Consider the following 16,211-nt stretch of genomic DNA (forward strand, 5'->3'; position numbering starts at 1 on the left):
CGCTCCGTGATCATGTAAAAGGCCGCCCTCTCCCCTCAGGGGAAAGGAAGAGGACGGCAAGGGGTGATTCGTCAGGCAGCTGGTTCGAACAGCTGCACCGCGGCGATTTCGCTGACGGTCAGGCGCGCCTTGAGCTGCGTCGCCTGTTCGCGCGCCTTGGCCAGCGCCGCTTCCTTGACGTGACCGTAGCCGCGGATCTGCTCGGGAATCTCGGCCAGCGCCACCGCGGTGCGGTAGTTGCCGGCATTGAGCTCGGCGAGCAGGTAGGCCACGTTGGCCTCGTACTCCTCGATCAGCTCGCGTTCCAGACGGCGCTCGGCGCTGTGGCCGAACGGATCGAGCACGCTGCCACGCAGGAACTTGAAGCGTGCCAGTACGCCGAAGGCCTTGAGCATCCAGGGCCCGAAGCTGCGCTTGCGCGGCTCGCCGGTGGCGGCGTCCGGCTTGCTCAGCCAGCTCGGTGCCAGGTGGAACTGCAGGCGGTAGCCGCCTTCGAACTGGGCTTCGAGCTGCTTGCGGAAGGTCGCATCGCTGTACAGCCGCGCCACTTCGTACTCGTCCTTGTAGGCCAGCAGCTTGAAGTAGTAGCGCGCCACGGCCTTGCTCAGGCGCTGCTCGGCATCGGAGTCGACCTTGCGCACGCGCTCGACCAGTTCGCGATAGCGCTCGGCATAGGCGGCGTTCTGGTAGGCGGTCAGGCGCTGCATGCGGTCCCTGACGATTTCCTCCAGCGTGCTGCAATGCGGCGCCTCGACCACCTTGGGCGCGGCGACTTTCTCCACCGCGGCCAGATCGTGCGCAGCGCGACGGCCCCAGAGAAACGCCTGCTGATTGAGTTCGATGGCCACGCCATTGAGTTCGATGGCCTTGTTGATCGCCTCGGCCGATACCGGTACCAACCCTTTCTGGTAGGCGTAGCCGAGCATGAACAGGTTGGTGGCGATGCTGTCGCCGAGCAGGCGGGTGGCCAGGCGCGTGGCATCGACGAAGCGGGTCTTGCCCTCGCCCACTGCCTCGCTGATCGCCTCGCGCATCGCAGCGCCGGGCACCTGGGCATCCGGGTTGCGGGTGAACTCGGCGGTAGGCGCCTCATGGCTGTTGATCACCGCATGGGCAATCTTGTCGTTGAGCTTGGCCAGTGCCTCTTCACTGGCAGACACCACCAGATCGCAACCCAGCAACAGATCGGTTTCCCCAGCGGCGATGCGCACCGCGTAGATGTCGCTCTGCCGTGCGGCGATGCGAATGTGGGTGATCACCGGGCCGAACTTCTGCGCCAGGCCGGCCTGATCGAGCACGGTGCAGCCCTTGCCTTCGATGTGCGCGGCCATGCCCAGCAGGGCACCGACGGTGGTCACGCCGCTGCCGCCGACACCGGGCAGGAGGATGTTCCAGGGTCGGCTCAGGGCCGGTTGTTTCGGCTCCGGCAGGGCGATGAACAGCGCGCCCAGGCCAACGGCCTCGGGCTTGCGCAGGCTGCCGCCATGCACGGTGACGAAGCTCGGGCAGAAGCCTTCCAGGCAGCTGAAGTCCTTGTTGCAGGCGCTCTGGTCGATCTCGCGCTTGCGCCCCAGTTCGGTTTCCAGCGGCAGCACGGACAGGCAGTTGGATTTCACGCTGCAGTCGCCGCAGCCTTCGCACACCGCCGGGTTGATGAAGGCGCGCTTGGCCGGGTCGACCATCTTGCCGCGCTTGCGCCGACGCCGTTTCTCGGTGGCGCAGGTCTGGTCGTAGAGGATCACCGATACGCCCTTGAACTCGCGCAGCTCGCGCTGCACGGCGTCCAGCTCGCGGCGGTGATGGAAGGTCACGCCCGGCGCGAAGGTGGCGCGGGTCGGGTACTTGTCCGGCTCGTCGCTGACCAGGGCGATGCGCTTGACGCCCTCGGCGTGCACCTGCTGGCTGAGCTGGTCGATACGCAGCTCGCCGTCGATGGGCTGGCCGCCAGTCATGGCCACCGCGTCGTTGTAGAGGATCTTGTAGGTGATGTTGACCCCGGCGGCCACGGCCGCGCGCAGGGCCAGATGGCCGGAGTGGAAGTAGGTGCCGTCACCGAGGTTCTGGAACACGTGCGGCGTGTCGGTGAATGGCGCCTGGCCGATCCAGGTGGCGCCCTCGCCGCCCATCTGGGTGAAGGTGTCGGTGCTGCGATCCATCCACTGGGTCATGTAGTGGCAGCCGATACCACCGAGGGCGCGGCTGCCTTGCGGCACCTTGGTCGAGCTGTTGTGCGGGCAGCCGGAGCAGAAATGCGGGGTGCGTACGGTCTTGTGCTTGGGCGCAGCCAGGGCCTTTTCCTTGGCGTCGAGGAAGGCCAGGCGCTCCTCGATGGTGGGGCTGCTATAGATCGGCGCAAGGCGCTTGGCGATCACCCGGGCGATCATCGCCGGAGTCAGTTCGCCCAGGTTCGGCAGCAGCGAATTACCCTGTTCATCGAACTCGCCGACCACCCGTGGACGCTTGCCTACCGGCCAGTTGTAGAGCTGGCCGGTCAGTTGGTCCTCGATGACGCTGCGCTTCTCTTCCACCACCAGGATTTCGTCCAGCCCCTCGGCGAACTGGTGCACCGAAACCGGCTCCAGCGGCCAGCTCATGCCGACCTTGAGCACGCGCAGGCCGACCCTGGCGCACAGTGCTTCGTCCAGGCCTAGGTCATCCAGGGCCTGGCGCACGTCGAGGTAGGACTTGCCGGTGGTGATGATGCCCAGACGCGGGTTGGGCGAATCCAGCTTGATCTGGTTGAGGTTGTTGGCCAGGGCGAAGGCGCGCGCGGCGTAGATCTTGTACATGTTCAGGCGCTTTTCCTGCGCCAGGGGCGGATCGGGCCAGCGGATGTGCACGCCGTCTTCCGGCAGCTGGAAATCCTCGGGAATCTTCACCTGAATGCGCAGCGGATCGACATCCACCACGGCCGAGGAATCAACGTTCTCGGCGATGGTCTTCAGCGCCACCCAGCAGCCGCTGTAGCGCGACAGCTCCCAGCCGATGATGCCGTAGTCGAGAATTTCCTGGACGTTGGCCGGGTTGAGCACCGGAATCGAGGCGGCGATGAAGGCGTGCTCGCTCTGGTGGGCAATGGTCGAGGACTTGCAGCCATGGTCGTCGCCGGCCAGCAGCAACACGCCGCCATGCTTGGAAACCCCGGCCGAGTTGCCGTGCTTGAACACATCACCACTGCGGTCGACGCCCGGGCCCTTGCCGTACCACATGGCGAACACGCCGTCATAGCGGGCGCCGGGGAACAGGTTGGCCTGCTGGCTGCCCCACACTGCGGTGGCGCCCAGCTCTTCGTTGACGCCGGGCTGGAAGTGGATGTGGTTCTGCTTGAGGTACTCGCGCGCGTCCCACAGGCTCTTGTCCAGGCCGCCCAGGGGCGAGCCGCGATAGCCGGAGATGAAGCAGGCGGTATTGAGTCCGAAGGCGGCATCACGCTGCTTCTGCAGCATGGGCAGGCGGGTGAGCGCCTGAGTGCCGGTCAGGTAGAGGTGACCAGTCGCGAGGCGGTATTTGTCATCCAGGCGGATTTCGGCCAGTGACATGGAGCGCTCCTTTTATTCTTATGGCGAGCACGGGGAGCGCGACGGTAGACACGCTCCGTTGAATCCGGTCGCAGGATCGCTGCGCCGGATTTGCCTAAAGCATGACCGGAGGGTTCCGCTTTTTTCTTTCTATTTTCGGGTAGCCGAGACAATACTTCGCATGATCCTTCCAACAATCACAAGAAAATGGAAACAATCATGCAGGACAAGCTCAGTCCCATCGACCGGCGGATTCTCCGCCTGCTGCAGCACAATGCCGACCTCTCCGCCGCCGAGGTGGCCGAGAAAGTCGAGCTGTCGCAATCGCCATGCTGGCGCCGCATCCATCGCATGCAGGAAGAAGGGCTGATCGAGCGCAAGGTCGCCCTGCTCAATCACAAACGCCTGGGCTTCGGCATCACCATCTTCGTCGACATCAAGCTGTCGGCCCACGGCCGCGGCAATCTGGACGAATTCGAGCAGGCCGTGGTCGGCTACCCGCAGGTGCTGGAGTGCTACAGCATGGCCGGCGGCTCGGACTACCTGCTGAAGGTGGTAGCCAAGGACATCGCCGATTACGAGCGTTTCCTGCGCGACCACCTGCTGCAACGCCCGCACGTGCACGAAGCGCACTCGCACATCGCCATGAGCGAGGTCAAACGCACCACCGAGCTGCCGCTGGATTGAACCCTGCCCTGCAGGAAATACATGCGTAGGGTGCGCCGCGCGCACCGGGATACCGGCGCCAGCGTCACAGGTGCGCACGGCGCACCCTACAAGAGACGCACAGCCTTAAATGATCGGCATCAGGCCAGGCGCCTGCCCTTGCGCGCCCGCATTGCGGCCATCAGCGATGGGCCAAGCGCGGTGAGCGCCGAGCCCAGCACCACCACCACGGCGCCCGCGTAGGCGATCCAGTTGACCTGCTCGGGCAGCACGTGGTCCGGCCACCAGGTCGAGGCCAGGGCCACGGAGACGAAGGTCACCAGCGGCGTCAGCGCCAGGGTCGCGCTCACTCTTGAGGCCTCCCAGTGCGCCAGTGCCTCGGCGAAGGCGCCATAAGCCACCAGGGTATTCAGGCAACAGGCCAGCAGCAGCCAGCCTTGTAGCGGGCTCAGCTGCAGCACTTGCAAGGGATGCGCCCAAGGTGTCAGCAGCAGCGCGCAGGCCAGGTAGATGACCATCATCACCTGCATCGAACTCCACGAGGTCAGCAGTTGCTTCTGCGCCAGACCGTAGAAAGTCCAGACGAAGGCAGCGGCCAGCACGGTCAGCACGCCGGTGGTGTAGGCGGTGAGCGACGTCAGCAACTCGCCCAGGCGCTGATTGAAGAACAGGCCGAAGCCCAGCAACATCACCATCAGGCCGAGTGCCTGGCCCAGGCTGAAGCGTTCGCGAAAGACGAACAGGCTGCTAATCAGCAACAGGATCGGCGCCACCTGGATCACCAGTTGCGTGGTCCCGGGGCTGAGCAGATTGAGCCCGACCAGGTACAGCACGTAGTTGGCCGTCAACCCGCCGATGGCCAGGGCCAGCAGCCAGCCACCCTTGCGCCCGAGCGGGCGAAAGCTCGGCAGGCGGCGGCTCGCGGCGAGATAGGCCAGCAACAGCGAACCGGCTACGGCCAGGCGATACCAGGTGACCGTGACCGGGTCCATGACCTGGAGAACTTCCTTGAGCTTGATTGGCAGGATGCCCCAGAGCAGCGAAGTGATCAGGGCGAGCAGCAGGCCGTATACCCAACGGCCGGAGGAAATGTGCATGGCGACCTCTGGCAGGCGGTCGACAGAGCAGGTCGACCGCAGCAGGCCATTCTAGGAGAGGTCAGGACACCGACACAGCAACAGTTCAGCCTGGTAGTCGCACGCAACTGTACCGTTCGATGCGCGCAACCCGCCAATCGACCGGCGCCAAAAATCCATAAAATCGGCTAAAAAACGATAACAGGCCGACAAAATCGACCATCTGTCGTTTTGCCAAACGCGCCGCTTCGCTCGCAGTAGACTCAGATCATCCAGCCCCTTCAGATGGAGCTTTCGCCATGTTCGGCCAACGTACCGTCGACCCGCATCCCGGCACGCACTACCGCAGTTCACGACTGAGCGCCGTCAACGGCCAGTACTTCTTCGCCACCCGCGAAGGCACGCTGGAAGGCCCCTTCCTCTCCCGCCACGATGCCGAGCAGAGCATCACGCGCTACATCGAGCGCATGGCCATGGCCGACAAGCTGCTGCGCCACAGCAGCGAGCACATCGACAACCTGCAGCGCCGCGAAGCGATCAAGCACAACCAGGAGCTGTGAACTACAAGCGCGCCAGCCCCAGATCGCCCCGATGCGCTGCAAGATGCGGCAACACCGCGGCCAGCAGCGGTTCCTTGAAGGCATCCTGAAAACGATGCGCCAGCCCCGGAATCAGCTTGAGTTCGGCGCCCTTGATATGCGCGGCCACATGCACGCCGTGCATCACCGGCAATAGCGGGTCGGCCGTGCCGTGTACCACCAGGGTCGGCACTGTCAGGCGATTGAGCAGCTCGACCCGACTCGATTCGGCAAGAATCGCCAGCAACTGGCGCTGCACCCCCTCGGGGTTGAAGGCACGGTCGTAGGCCACCTCGGCCTGATGCAGGAGCAAGGCGCGGTCATCATGCACCGACGGGCTGCCCAGCGCCGCGAGCAGATCGGCCTGCTGCTGCAGGGCTGCTTCACGGCTGCCGGCCTCGCGGCGCGCCAACAGGGCAACCAGGGCATCGCTGGGCGCTGGCAAGCCTTGCGCGCCCGAACTGGTCATCACCAGCGTCAGGCTCAATACCCGCTGCGGCGCCAGATCCGCCAGATGCTGGGCGATCATCCCGCCCATACTCGCGCCCAGCACATGGAAGGCATCGACACCGAGACTGTCCATCAGCCCCAGGGCATCGCCGGCCATGTCGCGCAGGTGATAAGGCGCACCGAGCGACAGGCCCAGCCGGTAGCGCAGCACCTCATAAGGCAGATTGATGCTCGGCGCCGGCTTGCGCCAGGTGCTCAGGCCGACATCGCGATTGTCGAAACGCACCACGCGAAAGCCCTGCTGGCAGAGGCGCTCGACCACCTCGTCAGGCCAATGGATCAGTTGCCCGCCCAGGCCCATGACCAACAGCAGAGCCGGGTCATGCTCGCTGCCGACGCTCTGGTAGGCCAGGCGCACGTCGCCGACATCGGCGTATCGCGTCGATTCGGAAAGATCACAACGGTTGGCCGCAAAAGACGGCAGGCCGCACAGCATGGCGACCACAAAAATGAATGCACGCATGAAAAACACCAGAAACGCAAACCCCCAGTGGAGCGCGATTCTGGTGAAAGTCGTTCGACGGCGCTGCCACACAAGCATGACAGTTTGATGAAGGAGGACGAACGGTCAGCCGCACGGTGACGAGAAGCCCCGTGCAGAGCGTCGCGCCATGAAGCCCCTCGGGGGTTTCAGCCGCGACAGTCCGGAGCATCAGGCCAGCTCGGCACGCAACTGCCGGGCCGCTGCGACCATGTTCACCAGCGCTGCCTCGGTCTCCGGCCAGGCGCGGGTTTTCAGGCCGCAATCAGGGTTGACCCACAGCCGCTGAAGCGGGATACGCCGCGCCGCCTTGCGCAGCAGGTTGGCCATCTCGGCGCTGTCCGGCACCCGTGGCGAGTGGATGTCGTAGACGCCCGGGCCGATCTCGTTGGGATAATCGAAGCGCTCGAAGGCCTCCAGCAACTGCATGTCCGAACGCGAGGTTTCGATGGTGATCACGTCGGCATCCATCGCCGCGATGGCCTCGATCACATCGTTGAACTCGCTGTAGCACATATGAGTGTGGATCTGGGTTTCGTCACGCACGCCGCTGGCGGTCAGGCGGAAGGCCTCGGTGGCCCAGTCCAGGTAATGCTGCCAGGCGGCCCGACGCAGCGGCAGCCCTTCGCGAAACGCCGCCTCGTCGATCTGGATGATCCTGATGCCGGCCGCCTCCAGATCCATCACCTCGTCGCGAATCGCCATCGCCAGTTGCCTGGCCTGTACTTCGCGGGCAACGTCCTCGCGCGGGAAGGACCACATCAGCATGGTCACCGGGCCGGTCAGCATGCCCTTCACCACCTTGTCGGTCAGGCTCTGGGCGTATTTGATCCACTCCACGCTCATGGCCTGCGGGCGACTCAGGTCGCCGACTATCACCGCCGGTTTGACGCAGCGCGAACCATAGCTCTGCACCCAGCCGAAGCGGGTGAAGGCATAGCCGTCGAGCTGCTCGGCGAAGTACTCGACCATGTCGTTGCGCTCGGCCTCGCCGTGCACCAGCACATCCAGGCCGAGGCACTCCTGCACCTGCACCGCATGGCGAATTTCGCCGTGCATGGCCTCGGTGTACTCGGCCGCGCTGAGCTTGCCCTGCTTGAACGCCTGGCGTGCCAGGCGAATGGCCGAAGTCTGTGGGAAAGAGCCGATGCTGGTAGTCGGCAGCAGCGGCAACTGCAGGCGCTCGCGCTGTTTGCCGATGCGCTCGGCGAAGGGCGACTGGCGCTGGGCATGACGCGGAAGGATCGCTGCCAGACGCGCCTGCACCTCAGGTTTGTGAATGCGCGTCGATGCAGCACGTGCGGCCTGTACCGCACGGCTGGCTTCCAGCGCCGCCTGCACAGCGGCGTCGCCCGGCGCCTCCAGTGCCCGACCGAGCACGGCGACCTCCTGGCACTTCTGCACGGCGAAGGCGAGCCAGCTCTTCAGTTCGGCATCGAGCAGATCTTCACGGGCCAGGTCCACCGGGCTGTGCAGCAGCGAGCAGGACGGCGCCACCCACAAGCGCTCCCCCAGGCGTTCGTGAGCATGACGCAATACTTCGAGGGCCTTGTCCAGATCGCAGCGCCAGACGTTGCGCCCGTTGACCACACCCAGCGACAACACCTTATAAGCAGGCAGCCGATCGAGAATGGTCGGATACTGCTCCGGCGCCCGCACCAGATCGATATGCAGGCCATCCACCGGTAGATTGACGGCCAGACCGAGGTTGTCTTCCAGGCCACCGAAATAGGTGGCGATCAGCTTCCTGCAGGGTTCGCGCTGGATCAGGTTGTAGGCGCGCTCGAAGGCGTTCTTCCAATCCTGCGGCAGGTCCAGTACCAGGATCGGCTCGTCGATCTGCACCCACTCCACACCTTGCCCAGCCAGGCGCTGGAGAATTTCGCCATACACCGGCAGCAGGCGCTCGAGCAGCTCCAGCCTGTCGAAATCGGCGCCTTTGGCCTTGCCCAGCCACAAATAGGTCAGCGGGCCGAGCAGCACCGGTTTGACCTGGTGACCAAGGGCGTGCGCCTCCTCCACCTCCTCGAACAACTGCTCCCAGCAGAGGGCGAACTGCTGGTCAACGCCAAATTCCGGTACCAGGTAGTGATAGTTGGTGTCGAACCACTTGGTCAGCTCCTGCGCATGCGCGCCGCTGCAGCAGTTGCCGCTGCTCTTGTTTGCAACGGCCCCACGGGCCATGGCGAACAGCGTCTCCAGCGTCGGCTTGCCGCCGGTCGGGCGAAAGCGCTCGGGAATCACGCCGCAGGCCAGCGAATGGCCCAGCACCTGGTCGTACCAGGCAAAGTCGCCCACCGGCAGCAGGTCGATGCCGGCGTCCTTCTGCAACTGCCAGTGCTCGGCGCGCAAACGCTGGCCGACCGCACGCAGCCCGGCTTCATCCAGCTCACCTCGCCAATGCGCTTCGAGCGCTTTTTTCAGTTCGCGGTCGCGACCGATGCGCGGGAAACCGAGGGAATGGGACAGGGCCATGACTTTACGCTCCACTATGAATCGAGATGGCGCCATTCTCGGCATCGGCCATGAGTGAGACAAACTCAAGATTTTCGCCTTGATCTAAAGATTTACTCATGTAGGCTGTATGAAGCATTTTCATCCAGCACCGGATCTGGATGACTGAAACCTTCGCAGAGACCCGCCATGCTCGAGCTACGCCACCTGAAAACCCTGCACGCCCTGCGCGAAACCGACAGCCTGGTGGAGGCCGCCGAGCGCCTGCATCTGACCCAGTCGGCGCTGTCGCACCAGTTCAAGGAACTGGAAGAACGCCTGGGCCTGCAGCTGTTCGTACGCAAGACCAAGCCGGTGCGCTTCACCAGCGCCGGCCTGCGCCTGCTGCAACTGGCCGACGCCACCCTGCCCCTGCTGCGCAGCGCCGAACGTGACCTGGCGCGCCTGGCCGGCGGCACTGCGGGTCGCCTGCACATGGCGATCGAATGCCACAGCTGCTTCCAGTGGCTGATGCCGACCATCGACCAGTTCCGCGATGCCTGGCCGGAGGTGGAGCTGGATCTGGCCTCGGGCTTCTCCTTCGCCCCGTTGCCGGCGCTGGCCCGCGGCGACCTGGACCTGGTGGTGACGTCAGACCCGGTCGACCTGGCGGGTATCACCTACGTGCCGCTGTTCACCTACGAAGCCCAGCTGGCGGTCGCCAACCAGCATCGCCTGGCCTCCAAGGCCTATATCCAGCCCGAGGATCTGGCCAGGGAAACCCTGATCACCTATCCGGTGGAGCGCGACCGCCTGGATATCTTCACCCGCTTCCTCGAACCGGCCGACGTCGAGCCGGCGCAGGTACGCACCTCCGAGCTGACGGTGATGATGATGCAGCTGGTGGCCAGCGGCCGCGGCGTCTGCGGCCTGCCCAACTGGGCGCTGCACGAATACAGTTCGCGGGGTTACGTCAGCGCCAAGCGCCTGGGCGAAAAAGGCTTGTATTGCACCCTGTATGCCGCGATCCGCAGCGACATGCTCGACGCCCCCTTCATGCGTGACTTCCTGCTCACCGCCAAGGACACCTCCTTCGCCAGCCTGGAAGGCGTCAGCGTGGCGCGCTGACGGCCGCGCATGCGCTGTGCACATCAATCATTCACCGCCGTGCTTCCGGTGCGCACGGCACACCCTACATAAGGACACCTTCCAGCCTCGAAGGCGTCAGCTTGGCGCGCTGACGGCTGCGTGCGCTGTGCGCACCAATCATTCACCGCCGTGCCCTTGGTGCGCACGGCGCACCCTACATAAGGACCTTCGCCAGCCTCGAAGGCGTCAGCGTGGTGCGCTGACGGCCGCGCGTGCGCTGTGCACATCAATCATTCACCGCCGTGCTTCCGGTGCGCACGGCGCACCCTACATAAGACCTTCGCCAGCCTCGAAGGCGTCAGCGTGGCGCACGCAGGGTGCGCCATGCGCACCAACCATTCACCGCCGCGCCCCTGGTGCGCAGGGCGCACCCTACATAAGGACCTTCGCCAACCTCGAAGGCGTCAGCCTGGCGCGCGTAGGGTGCGCCGTGCGCACCAACTATTCACCACCGCACCCCACGACCGCATCGTCAACGCCATGGCGGACGCTCATCCACAGCAATTGCCTTGTTACAACTACCCGCTTGCCGCATCGTGACCGACAGTCATAATATGACCTCCGGTCACAACTCTCCGTGGAATGCTCATGCGCTACCAGGATCAACTCTTCCAGCAACGCGAAAGCGCCCTGCTCGATGCCGCCCGCCAGCTGTTTCAGGATGATTCCTGGGACCGCGTAACCATCGCCGAGGTGGCGCGTCATGCCGGCATTGGCAAGGGCACCGTGTACAAGCACTTCTCCAGCAAGGAAGCGCTCTACGCGCGCCTGGTGCTGGATTGCTCGCGCCAGCACCTGGCCGAACTGCAGCAAATCGCCCGCTGCGCGCCTGCGGATCAAGCCATGCGCCGCGTCATTCGCCGCGCCTTCGAACTGCTGCAGGCCGACCCGCTGCAGGCGCAGCTTTGCCTGCTGTGTGACCGCCCGGCCTTTCAGGAGCGCCTGGAGCCACCCTACCGCGAGCAGTTCATCGAACTCGAAGGTCAGTACATAAGCCTGTTCGGCGACCTGCTGCAGAGCAGCTTCCGCGACCTGCAGCTCTCCCCGGACCACTGCCAGCATCTGATCTGGGGCGTGGAGGCCTGCGTCAACGGCGTCATGACGCGCATCGCCTCCGGCGGTTTCGCGCCCTGGGCCGAATACATCGAGCTGGACGCCTACTTCGACCGCGTCACCGACTTCATCATCGCCGGCCTGCACGGCCAGGCCGCCGCGCTGCTGGCAGCGCCCGCCACCAACGAGTAAGCCATCGCCATGTTCGCGCAACTCAGCAAACGCCCCTGGATCATCGCCGTCGTCATCGCCACCCTGTTGCTGCTCTGGCTGCTCAGCGGCGACCGCTTCGTCGCCCGCGACGACACCCAAGCCGAACCCGACAGACCGGCCACGAGCGCAGAGTTAGCGCGGGTCGAGGTGACCTGGCTGGAAGCGCAGCCCATGCAGCGCCAGCACGTGGTGCAGGGGCAGATCGAGGCCTGGCGCCGCGTAGAACTGCGCGCCCAGGTCAGCGGCAGCGTGCAGAACCTGGATCAGGACAAGGGCAACCGCGTCGCCGCCGACCAGTTGCTGCTCAGCCTTTCGCCGGACGACCGCCCGGCCCAGGTCGCACGCAGCGAGGCCGATGTGCGGCAACGGCAAAGCGACGTCACCGCGGCCAAACGCCTGCGTGAGCGCAATCTGATTTCCGCCAACGAGCTGATGCGCCTGGAAAGCGAGCTGGCCAAGGCCCGCGCCGAGCTCGACAGCGCCCGCCTGCAACTGCGCAACACCAGGATAAAAGCACCGTTCGCCGGTATCTACGACCAGCGCGCGGTCGAGCTGGGCGACTTCGTTCAGCCCGGCCAGAGCCTGCTGACCCTGGTGGACATCGACCGCCTCAAGGTCAGTGCGCAGATCGCCCAGCAGCAGGTGACCCAGCTCGAGCTGGGCCAGCCGGTGAAGGTGGAACTGCTCGACGGCCGTAAGCTGAACGGTGAATTGCACTTTATCGCTGCCGCAGCCGACCCCGGCTCGCGCAGCTTCCGCATCGAGGTCAAGGTGGACAACCCGGATGGCCTGCGTCTGGCCGGCGCCAGCGCCACCCTGCATATCCAGACCGGCGAGGCCATGGCCCATCGCCTGTCTCCCGCCCTGCTCAGCCTGGACGAGAATGGCCGCCACGGCGTCAAGTGGGTCAACGATGCGCAGCGCGTTGAGTTCACGCAGGTACAGCTGATCAGCGTCGACAACCAGGGCGCCTGGGTCAGCGGCCTGCCGCCAAAGGTGGCGCTGATCACCCTCGGCCAGGGCTTCGTCCAGCCCGGCCAGCAGGTGACGACACAACTCGCGACCGAGGGCAGCTGAGATGCACGCACTGATCGCTGCCGCACTCGACCGTAGCCGTACCACCATCCTGGTCCTGCTGTTCCTGCTCTGCGGCGGGCTGGTGGCCTACATCGCCATGCCCAAGGAATCCAACCCGGACGTGGTCATTCCCATCATCTATGTTTCGGTGACCCTCGAAGGCATCAGCCCCGAAGATGGCGAACGCTTGCTGGTGCGGCCGCTGGAGCAGGAGCTGCGAAGCCTCGAGGGCGTCAAGGAAATGCGCTCGGTCTCCAGCGAGGGCCACGCTTCGGTGACCCTGGAGTTCGATGCCGGCTTCGACGCCAAGGTGGCGCTGGCCGACGTGCGCGAAAAGGTCGACACCGCCCGCAGCAAGCTGCCGGAAGAAGCCGAGGAGCCGACCGTCAACGAGGTCAACGTGGCGCTGTTCCCGGTGCTGTCGGTGGGCCTGTCCGGGCCGATTGCCGAGACCGAGCTGGTGTACATCGCCAGGCGCCTGAAGGAGAACATCGAAGGCATCGCCGAGGTGCTCTCGGTGGAAATCGGCGGCGACCGCGAAGACCTGCTGGAAATCGTCGTCGACCCGCAGGTACTGGACAGCTACGGCATCGACTACAACGAGCTGTTCAACCTGGTCAGCCGCAACAACCGCCTGGTCGCTGCCGGCAGCCTGGATACCGGCGCCGGGCGCATGAGCATGAAGGTGCCAGGCGTCATCGAAGACCTCGAAGACGTGATGCGCATGCCGATCAAGGTGGTCGGCAACAGCGTGGTCACCTTCGCCGATGTCGCCACCATCCGCCGTACCTTCAAGGACCCCACCGGCTTCGCCCGCATCAACGGCCAGCCGGCCATCGTGCTGGAGGTGTCCAAACGCAGCGGCGCCAACATCATCGAGACCATCGATCAGGTCAAGGCGCTGATGGAGCAGGCCAGGCCCCTGCTACCGCCGGGCGTTGAAGTCAGCTACATCATGGACCAGTCGCAGGAGGTGCAGAACATGCTCGGCGACCTCCTCAACAACGTGCTGACCGCCATCGTCCTGGTGCTGATCCTGGTGGTGGCGAGCATGGGCATGCGCTCGGCGCTGCTGGTCGGCCTGACCATTCCCGGCGCCTTCCTGAGCGGCATCCTGCTGATCTGGATGCTCGGCTTCACCCTCAATATCGTCGTACTGTTCAGCCTGATCCTGGTGGCCGGCATGCTGGTGGACGGCGCCATCGTCGTCTCCGAGCTGGCCGACCGCTACCTGCAGCAGGGCCAGAGCCCGCGCCAGGCCTGGGCCAACGCGGCCACGCGGATGGCCTGGCCGGTGATCGCCTCCACCGCCACCACATTGGTGGTGTTCCTGCCGCTGCTGTTCTGGCCCGGCGTGGTCGGTCAGTTCATGAAGTACCTGCCGGCCACCGTGATTCTCTGCCTGCTGGCCTCGCTGGCCATGGCGCTGGTATTCCTGCCGGTACTCGGCGCCGTCACCGGTGGCCGCGCACGCCCGCAGGCACCCAGCGCCAACCGCGCCGGCAACGCCTACCGCAACCTGCTGGCAACACTGCTCAAGCGCCCCGGCCTGACCCTGCTCGGCATGCTCGGGCTGATCGCGCTGATCTATGTCGGCTACGGGCGCTTCAACCATGGCGTGGAGTTCTTCCCCGACGTCGAGCCGGAAAGCGCACAGATCTGGCTGCGCGCCCGTGGCGACCTGTCGGTGCAGGAGAAGGACGCCCTGCTCCAGCAGGTGGAAAAGCAGGTGCTCGGCATGCGCGGGGTCAAGGCGCTGTATGCGCGCTCCCTGGCCCAGCCGGAAGGCCAGCAAGGCCAACTCGGCGCCGACGTGATCGGCACATTGCAGTTCCAGTTCGTCGACTGGCACCAGCGTCGCCCGGCCAAGGACATCCTCGCCGACATGAGCCAGCGCACCGCCGGCATTCCCGGCGTGGTGCTGGAGTTCCGCAAGCAGGAACAGGGCCCCACCGACGGCAAGCCGGTGAAGCTGCAGATCAGCGCGCTGGATCCAGCACTGGGCGAGCAGTGGGTCGAGCGCATTCGCGGCGAGATGCAGAACCTCGGCGGCTTCGTCGACATCGAGGACGACCGCGCCCTGCCCGGTATCGAATGGCGCATCAAGGTCGACCGCGAGGCCGCCGCGCGCTTCGGCGCCGACGTGCTCAGCGTCGGCAACGCGGTGCAGATGATCACCAACGGCCTGAAGCTGGCCACCTACCGCCCCGAGGATGCCACCGATGAGGTGGACATCCGCGTGCGCCTGCCCGGCAACTGGCGCTCGCTCGATCAGCTCGGCCGCCTGACCCTCAATACGCCGGCCGGCCAGGTGCCGCTGAGCAACTTCGTCGACCTGCAGCCGGCGCCCAAGGTCGGCACCCTGCGCCGCGTCGACGGCGACCGCACCATCACCCTGCAGGCCGACCTGGCCGAAGGTGCGCGCCTGGACGAACGCCTCAAGGCACTGCGCGAAGCGCTCGGTGAGGTGCCGGCCGAGGTCAAGGTGAAGTTCGCCGGCGAAGATGCCGACCAGCGTGAAGCGGCCACCTTCCTGATGACCGCCTTCGTCGTCGCCATCTTCCTCATGGCGATCATCCTGGTGACCCAGTTCAACAGCCTCTACCAGGCGGCGCTGGTGCTGTCGGCCATCGTCCTGTCCACCGCCGGAGTCTTGATGGGCCTGCTGGTCAACGGCCAGTCGTTCGGCATCGTCATGGTCGGCATGGGCCTGATCGCCCTGGCCGGTATCGTGGTGAACAACAACATCATCCTGATCGACACCTACAACCAGCTGCGCCGCCAGGGCCTGGAGCCGCGCGAGGCGGCCCTGGAAACCGGCAGCCTGCGCTTGCGCCCGGTGCTGCTCACCGCGGTGACCACCATCCTCGGCCTGATGCCGATGGTACTCAGCATCAACGTCGACCTGGTCACGCCGAGCCTCGGCTTCGGCGCGCCCTCGACGCAGTGGTGGACCCAGCTGTCCAGCGCCATCGCCGGCGGGCTGGCCTTCGCTACCGTGCTGACCCTGCTGCTGACGCCCTGCCTGCTGGTGCTCGGCGCCCGCTTCGAGCGTCGTCCGCCGCCGCTGGAAACCTACGATACCGACCTGCTCGACCTGCCGGAGCACCTCATTGCCCCTCGGCCGGATAAAGCGCAGCTGCAGCGCACCGACTGATGCACAGGCCACACCCGCGCCAGCGGATATGAACCCTGGCGCCAGCGTCTGGCCGCTCAGCCGTGACGGTCCAGGGCGGTGCAGGTGGTGCCTTCAACGAACCAGGCGCGCAATGCGACCTGCAGAAACGACAAAGCCCTCTCCTGGAGGGCTTTGTCGCTTCCGAGCGCATGCCTGCGCCCGAAGGGAATGGGATACCGAGCTAACGAAGTGTATGGGGTCGGCGTCCTGCCTGTTGGCCACTTCGTTAGCCCGGTGACTGGAGATTAATCCAGGCAATGGCATTGTGCCAAGCGCGCA

Annotated in this window: 10 protein-coding genes; 6 read left to right on the forward strand and 4 right to left on the reverse strand. The window is 65.3% G+C overall.

Annotated features, from left to right (window positions below):
• Positions 1–71: 71 nt before the first annotated feature.
• Positions 72–3,539, reverse strand: coding sequence for an indolepyruvate ferredoxin oxidoreductase family protein (locus BLS61_RS16715; protein ID WP_090432728.1), 3,468 nt, complete (start codon positions 3,537–3,539; stop codon positions 72–74).
• 198 nt (positions 3,540–3,737) lie between these two features.
• Between BLS61_RS16715 and BLS61_RS16720 the strand changes: the two genes are divergently transcribed.
• Positions 3,738–4,205, forward strand: a complete 468-nt coding sequence (locus tag BLS61_RS16720; RefSeq protein WP_090432729.1) for an Lrp/AsnC family transcriptional regulator — start codon at positions 3,738–3,740, stop codon at positions 4,203–4,205.
• Positions 4,206–4,324: 119 nt separating this feature from the next.
• On the opposite strand, the gene BLS61_RS16725 is transcribed toward BLS61_RS16720, so the two are convergent.
• A complete protein-coding gene (locus BLS61_RS16725; protein ID WP_090432730.1) occupies positions 4,325–5,281 on the reverse strand; it encodes a DMT family transporter in 957 nt (318 codons plus the stop codon).
• Between the two features lie 278 nt (positions 5,282–5,559).
• Here BLS61_RS16725 and BLS61_RS16730 point away from each other — a divergent pair, with 278 nt between their 5' ends.
• Positions 5,560–5,820 (forward strand): DUF6316 family protein, encoded by a 261-nt coding sequence (locus BLS61_RS16730; protein WP_090432736.1) that lies wholly within the window; start codon positions 5,560–5,562, stop codon positions 5,818–5,820.
• Position 5,821: 1 nt separating this feature from the next.
• Here BLS61_RS16730 and BLS61_RS16735 read toward each other — a convergent pair whose 3' ends face one another.
• Together BLS61_RS16735 and metE are read right to left on the reverse strand one after the other, a co-directional pair.
• Positions 5,822–6,811: an alpha/beta fold hydrolase gene (locus BLS61_RS16735; protein WP_090432738.1), complete on the reverse strand. Its 990-nt coding sequence runs from the start codon at positions 6,809–6,811 to the stop codon at positions 5,822–5,824.
• 189 nt (positions 6,812–7,000) lie between these two features.
• Positions 7,001–9,304, reverse strand: a complete 2,304-nt coding sequence (gene metE, locus BLS61_RS16740; RefSeq protein ID WP_090432740.1) for a 5-methyltetrahydropteroyltriglutamate--homocysteine S-methyltransferase — start codon at positions 9,302–9,304, stop codon at positions 7,001–7,003.
• A 168-nt stretch (positions 9,305–9,472) separates the two neighbouring features.
• Here metE and metR point away from each other — a divergent pair, with 168 nt between their 5' ends.
• From metR to BLS61_RS16760, 4 genes are all read left to right on the forward strand, one after another.
• On the forward strand, positions 9,473–10,390 hold the full coding sequence (metR, locus tag BLS61_RS16745; RefSeq protein ID WP_090432742.1) for a transcriptional regulator MetR: 918 nt from the start codon (positions 9,473–9,475) through the stop codon (positions 10,388–10,390).
• A gap of 609 nt (positions 10,391–10,999) precedes the next feature.
• Positions 11,000–11,656, forward strand: a complete 657-nt coding sequence (locus BLS61_RS16750; protein ID WP_090432744.1) for a TetR/AcrR family transcriptional regulator — start codon at positions 11,000–11,002, stop codon at positions 11,654–11,656.
• A 9-nt stretch (positions 11,657–11,665) separates the two neighbouring features.
• A complete protein-coding gene (locus tag BLS61_RS16755) occupies positions 11,666–12,754 on the forward strand; it encodes an efflux RND transporter periplasmic adaptor subunit (RefSeq protein WP_090432746.1) in 1,089 nt (362 codons plus the stop codon).
• Between the two features lies 1 nt (position 12,755).
• Positions 12,756–15,911, forward strand: a complete 3,156-nt coding sequence (locus BLS61_RS16760; protein WP_090432748.1) for an efflux RND transporter permease subunit — start codon at positions 12,756–12,758, stop codon at positions 15,909–15,911.
• The last annotated feature ends 300 nt before the right edge of the window (positions 15,912–16,211 follow it).

Origin of the sequence: Ectopseudomonas guguanensis, assembly GCF_900104265.1 — a bacterium.
GTDB classification, from domain to species: Bacteria; Pseudomonadota; Gammaproteobacteria; order Pseudomonadales; family Pseudomonadaceae; genus Aquipseudomonas; species Aquipseudomonas guguanensis.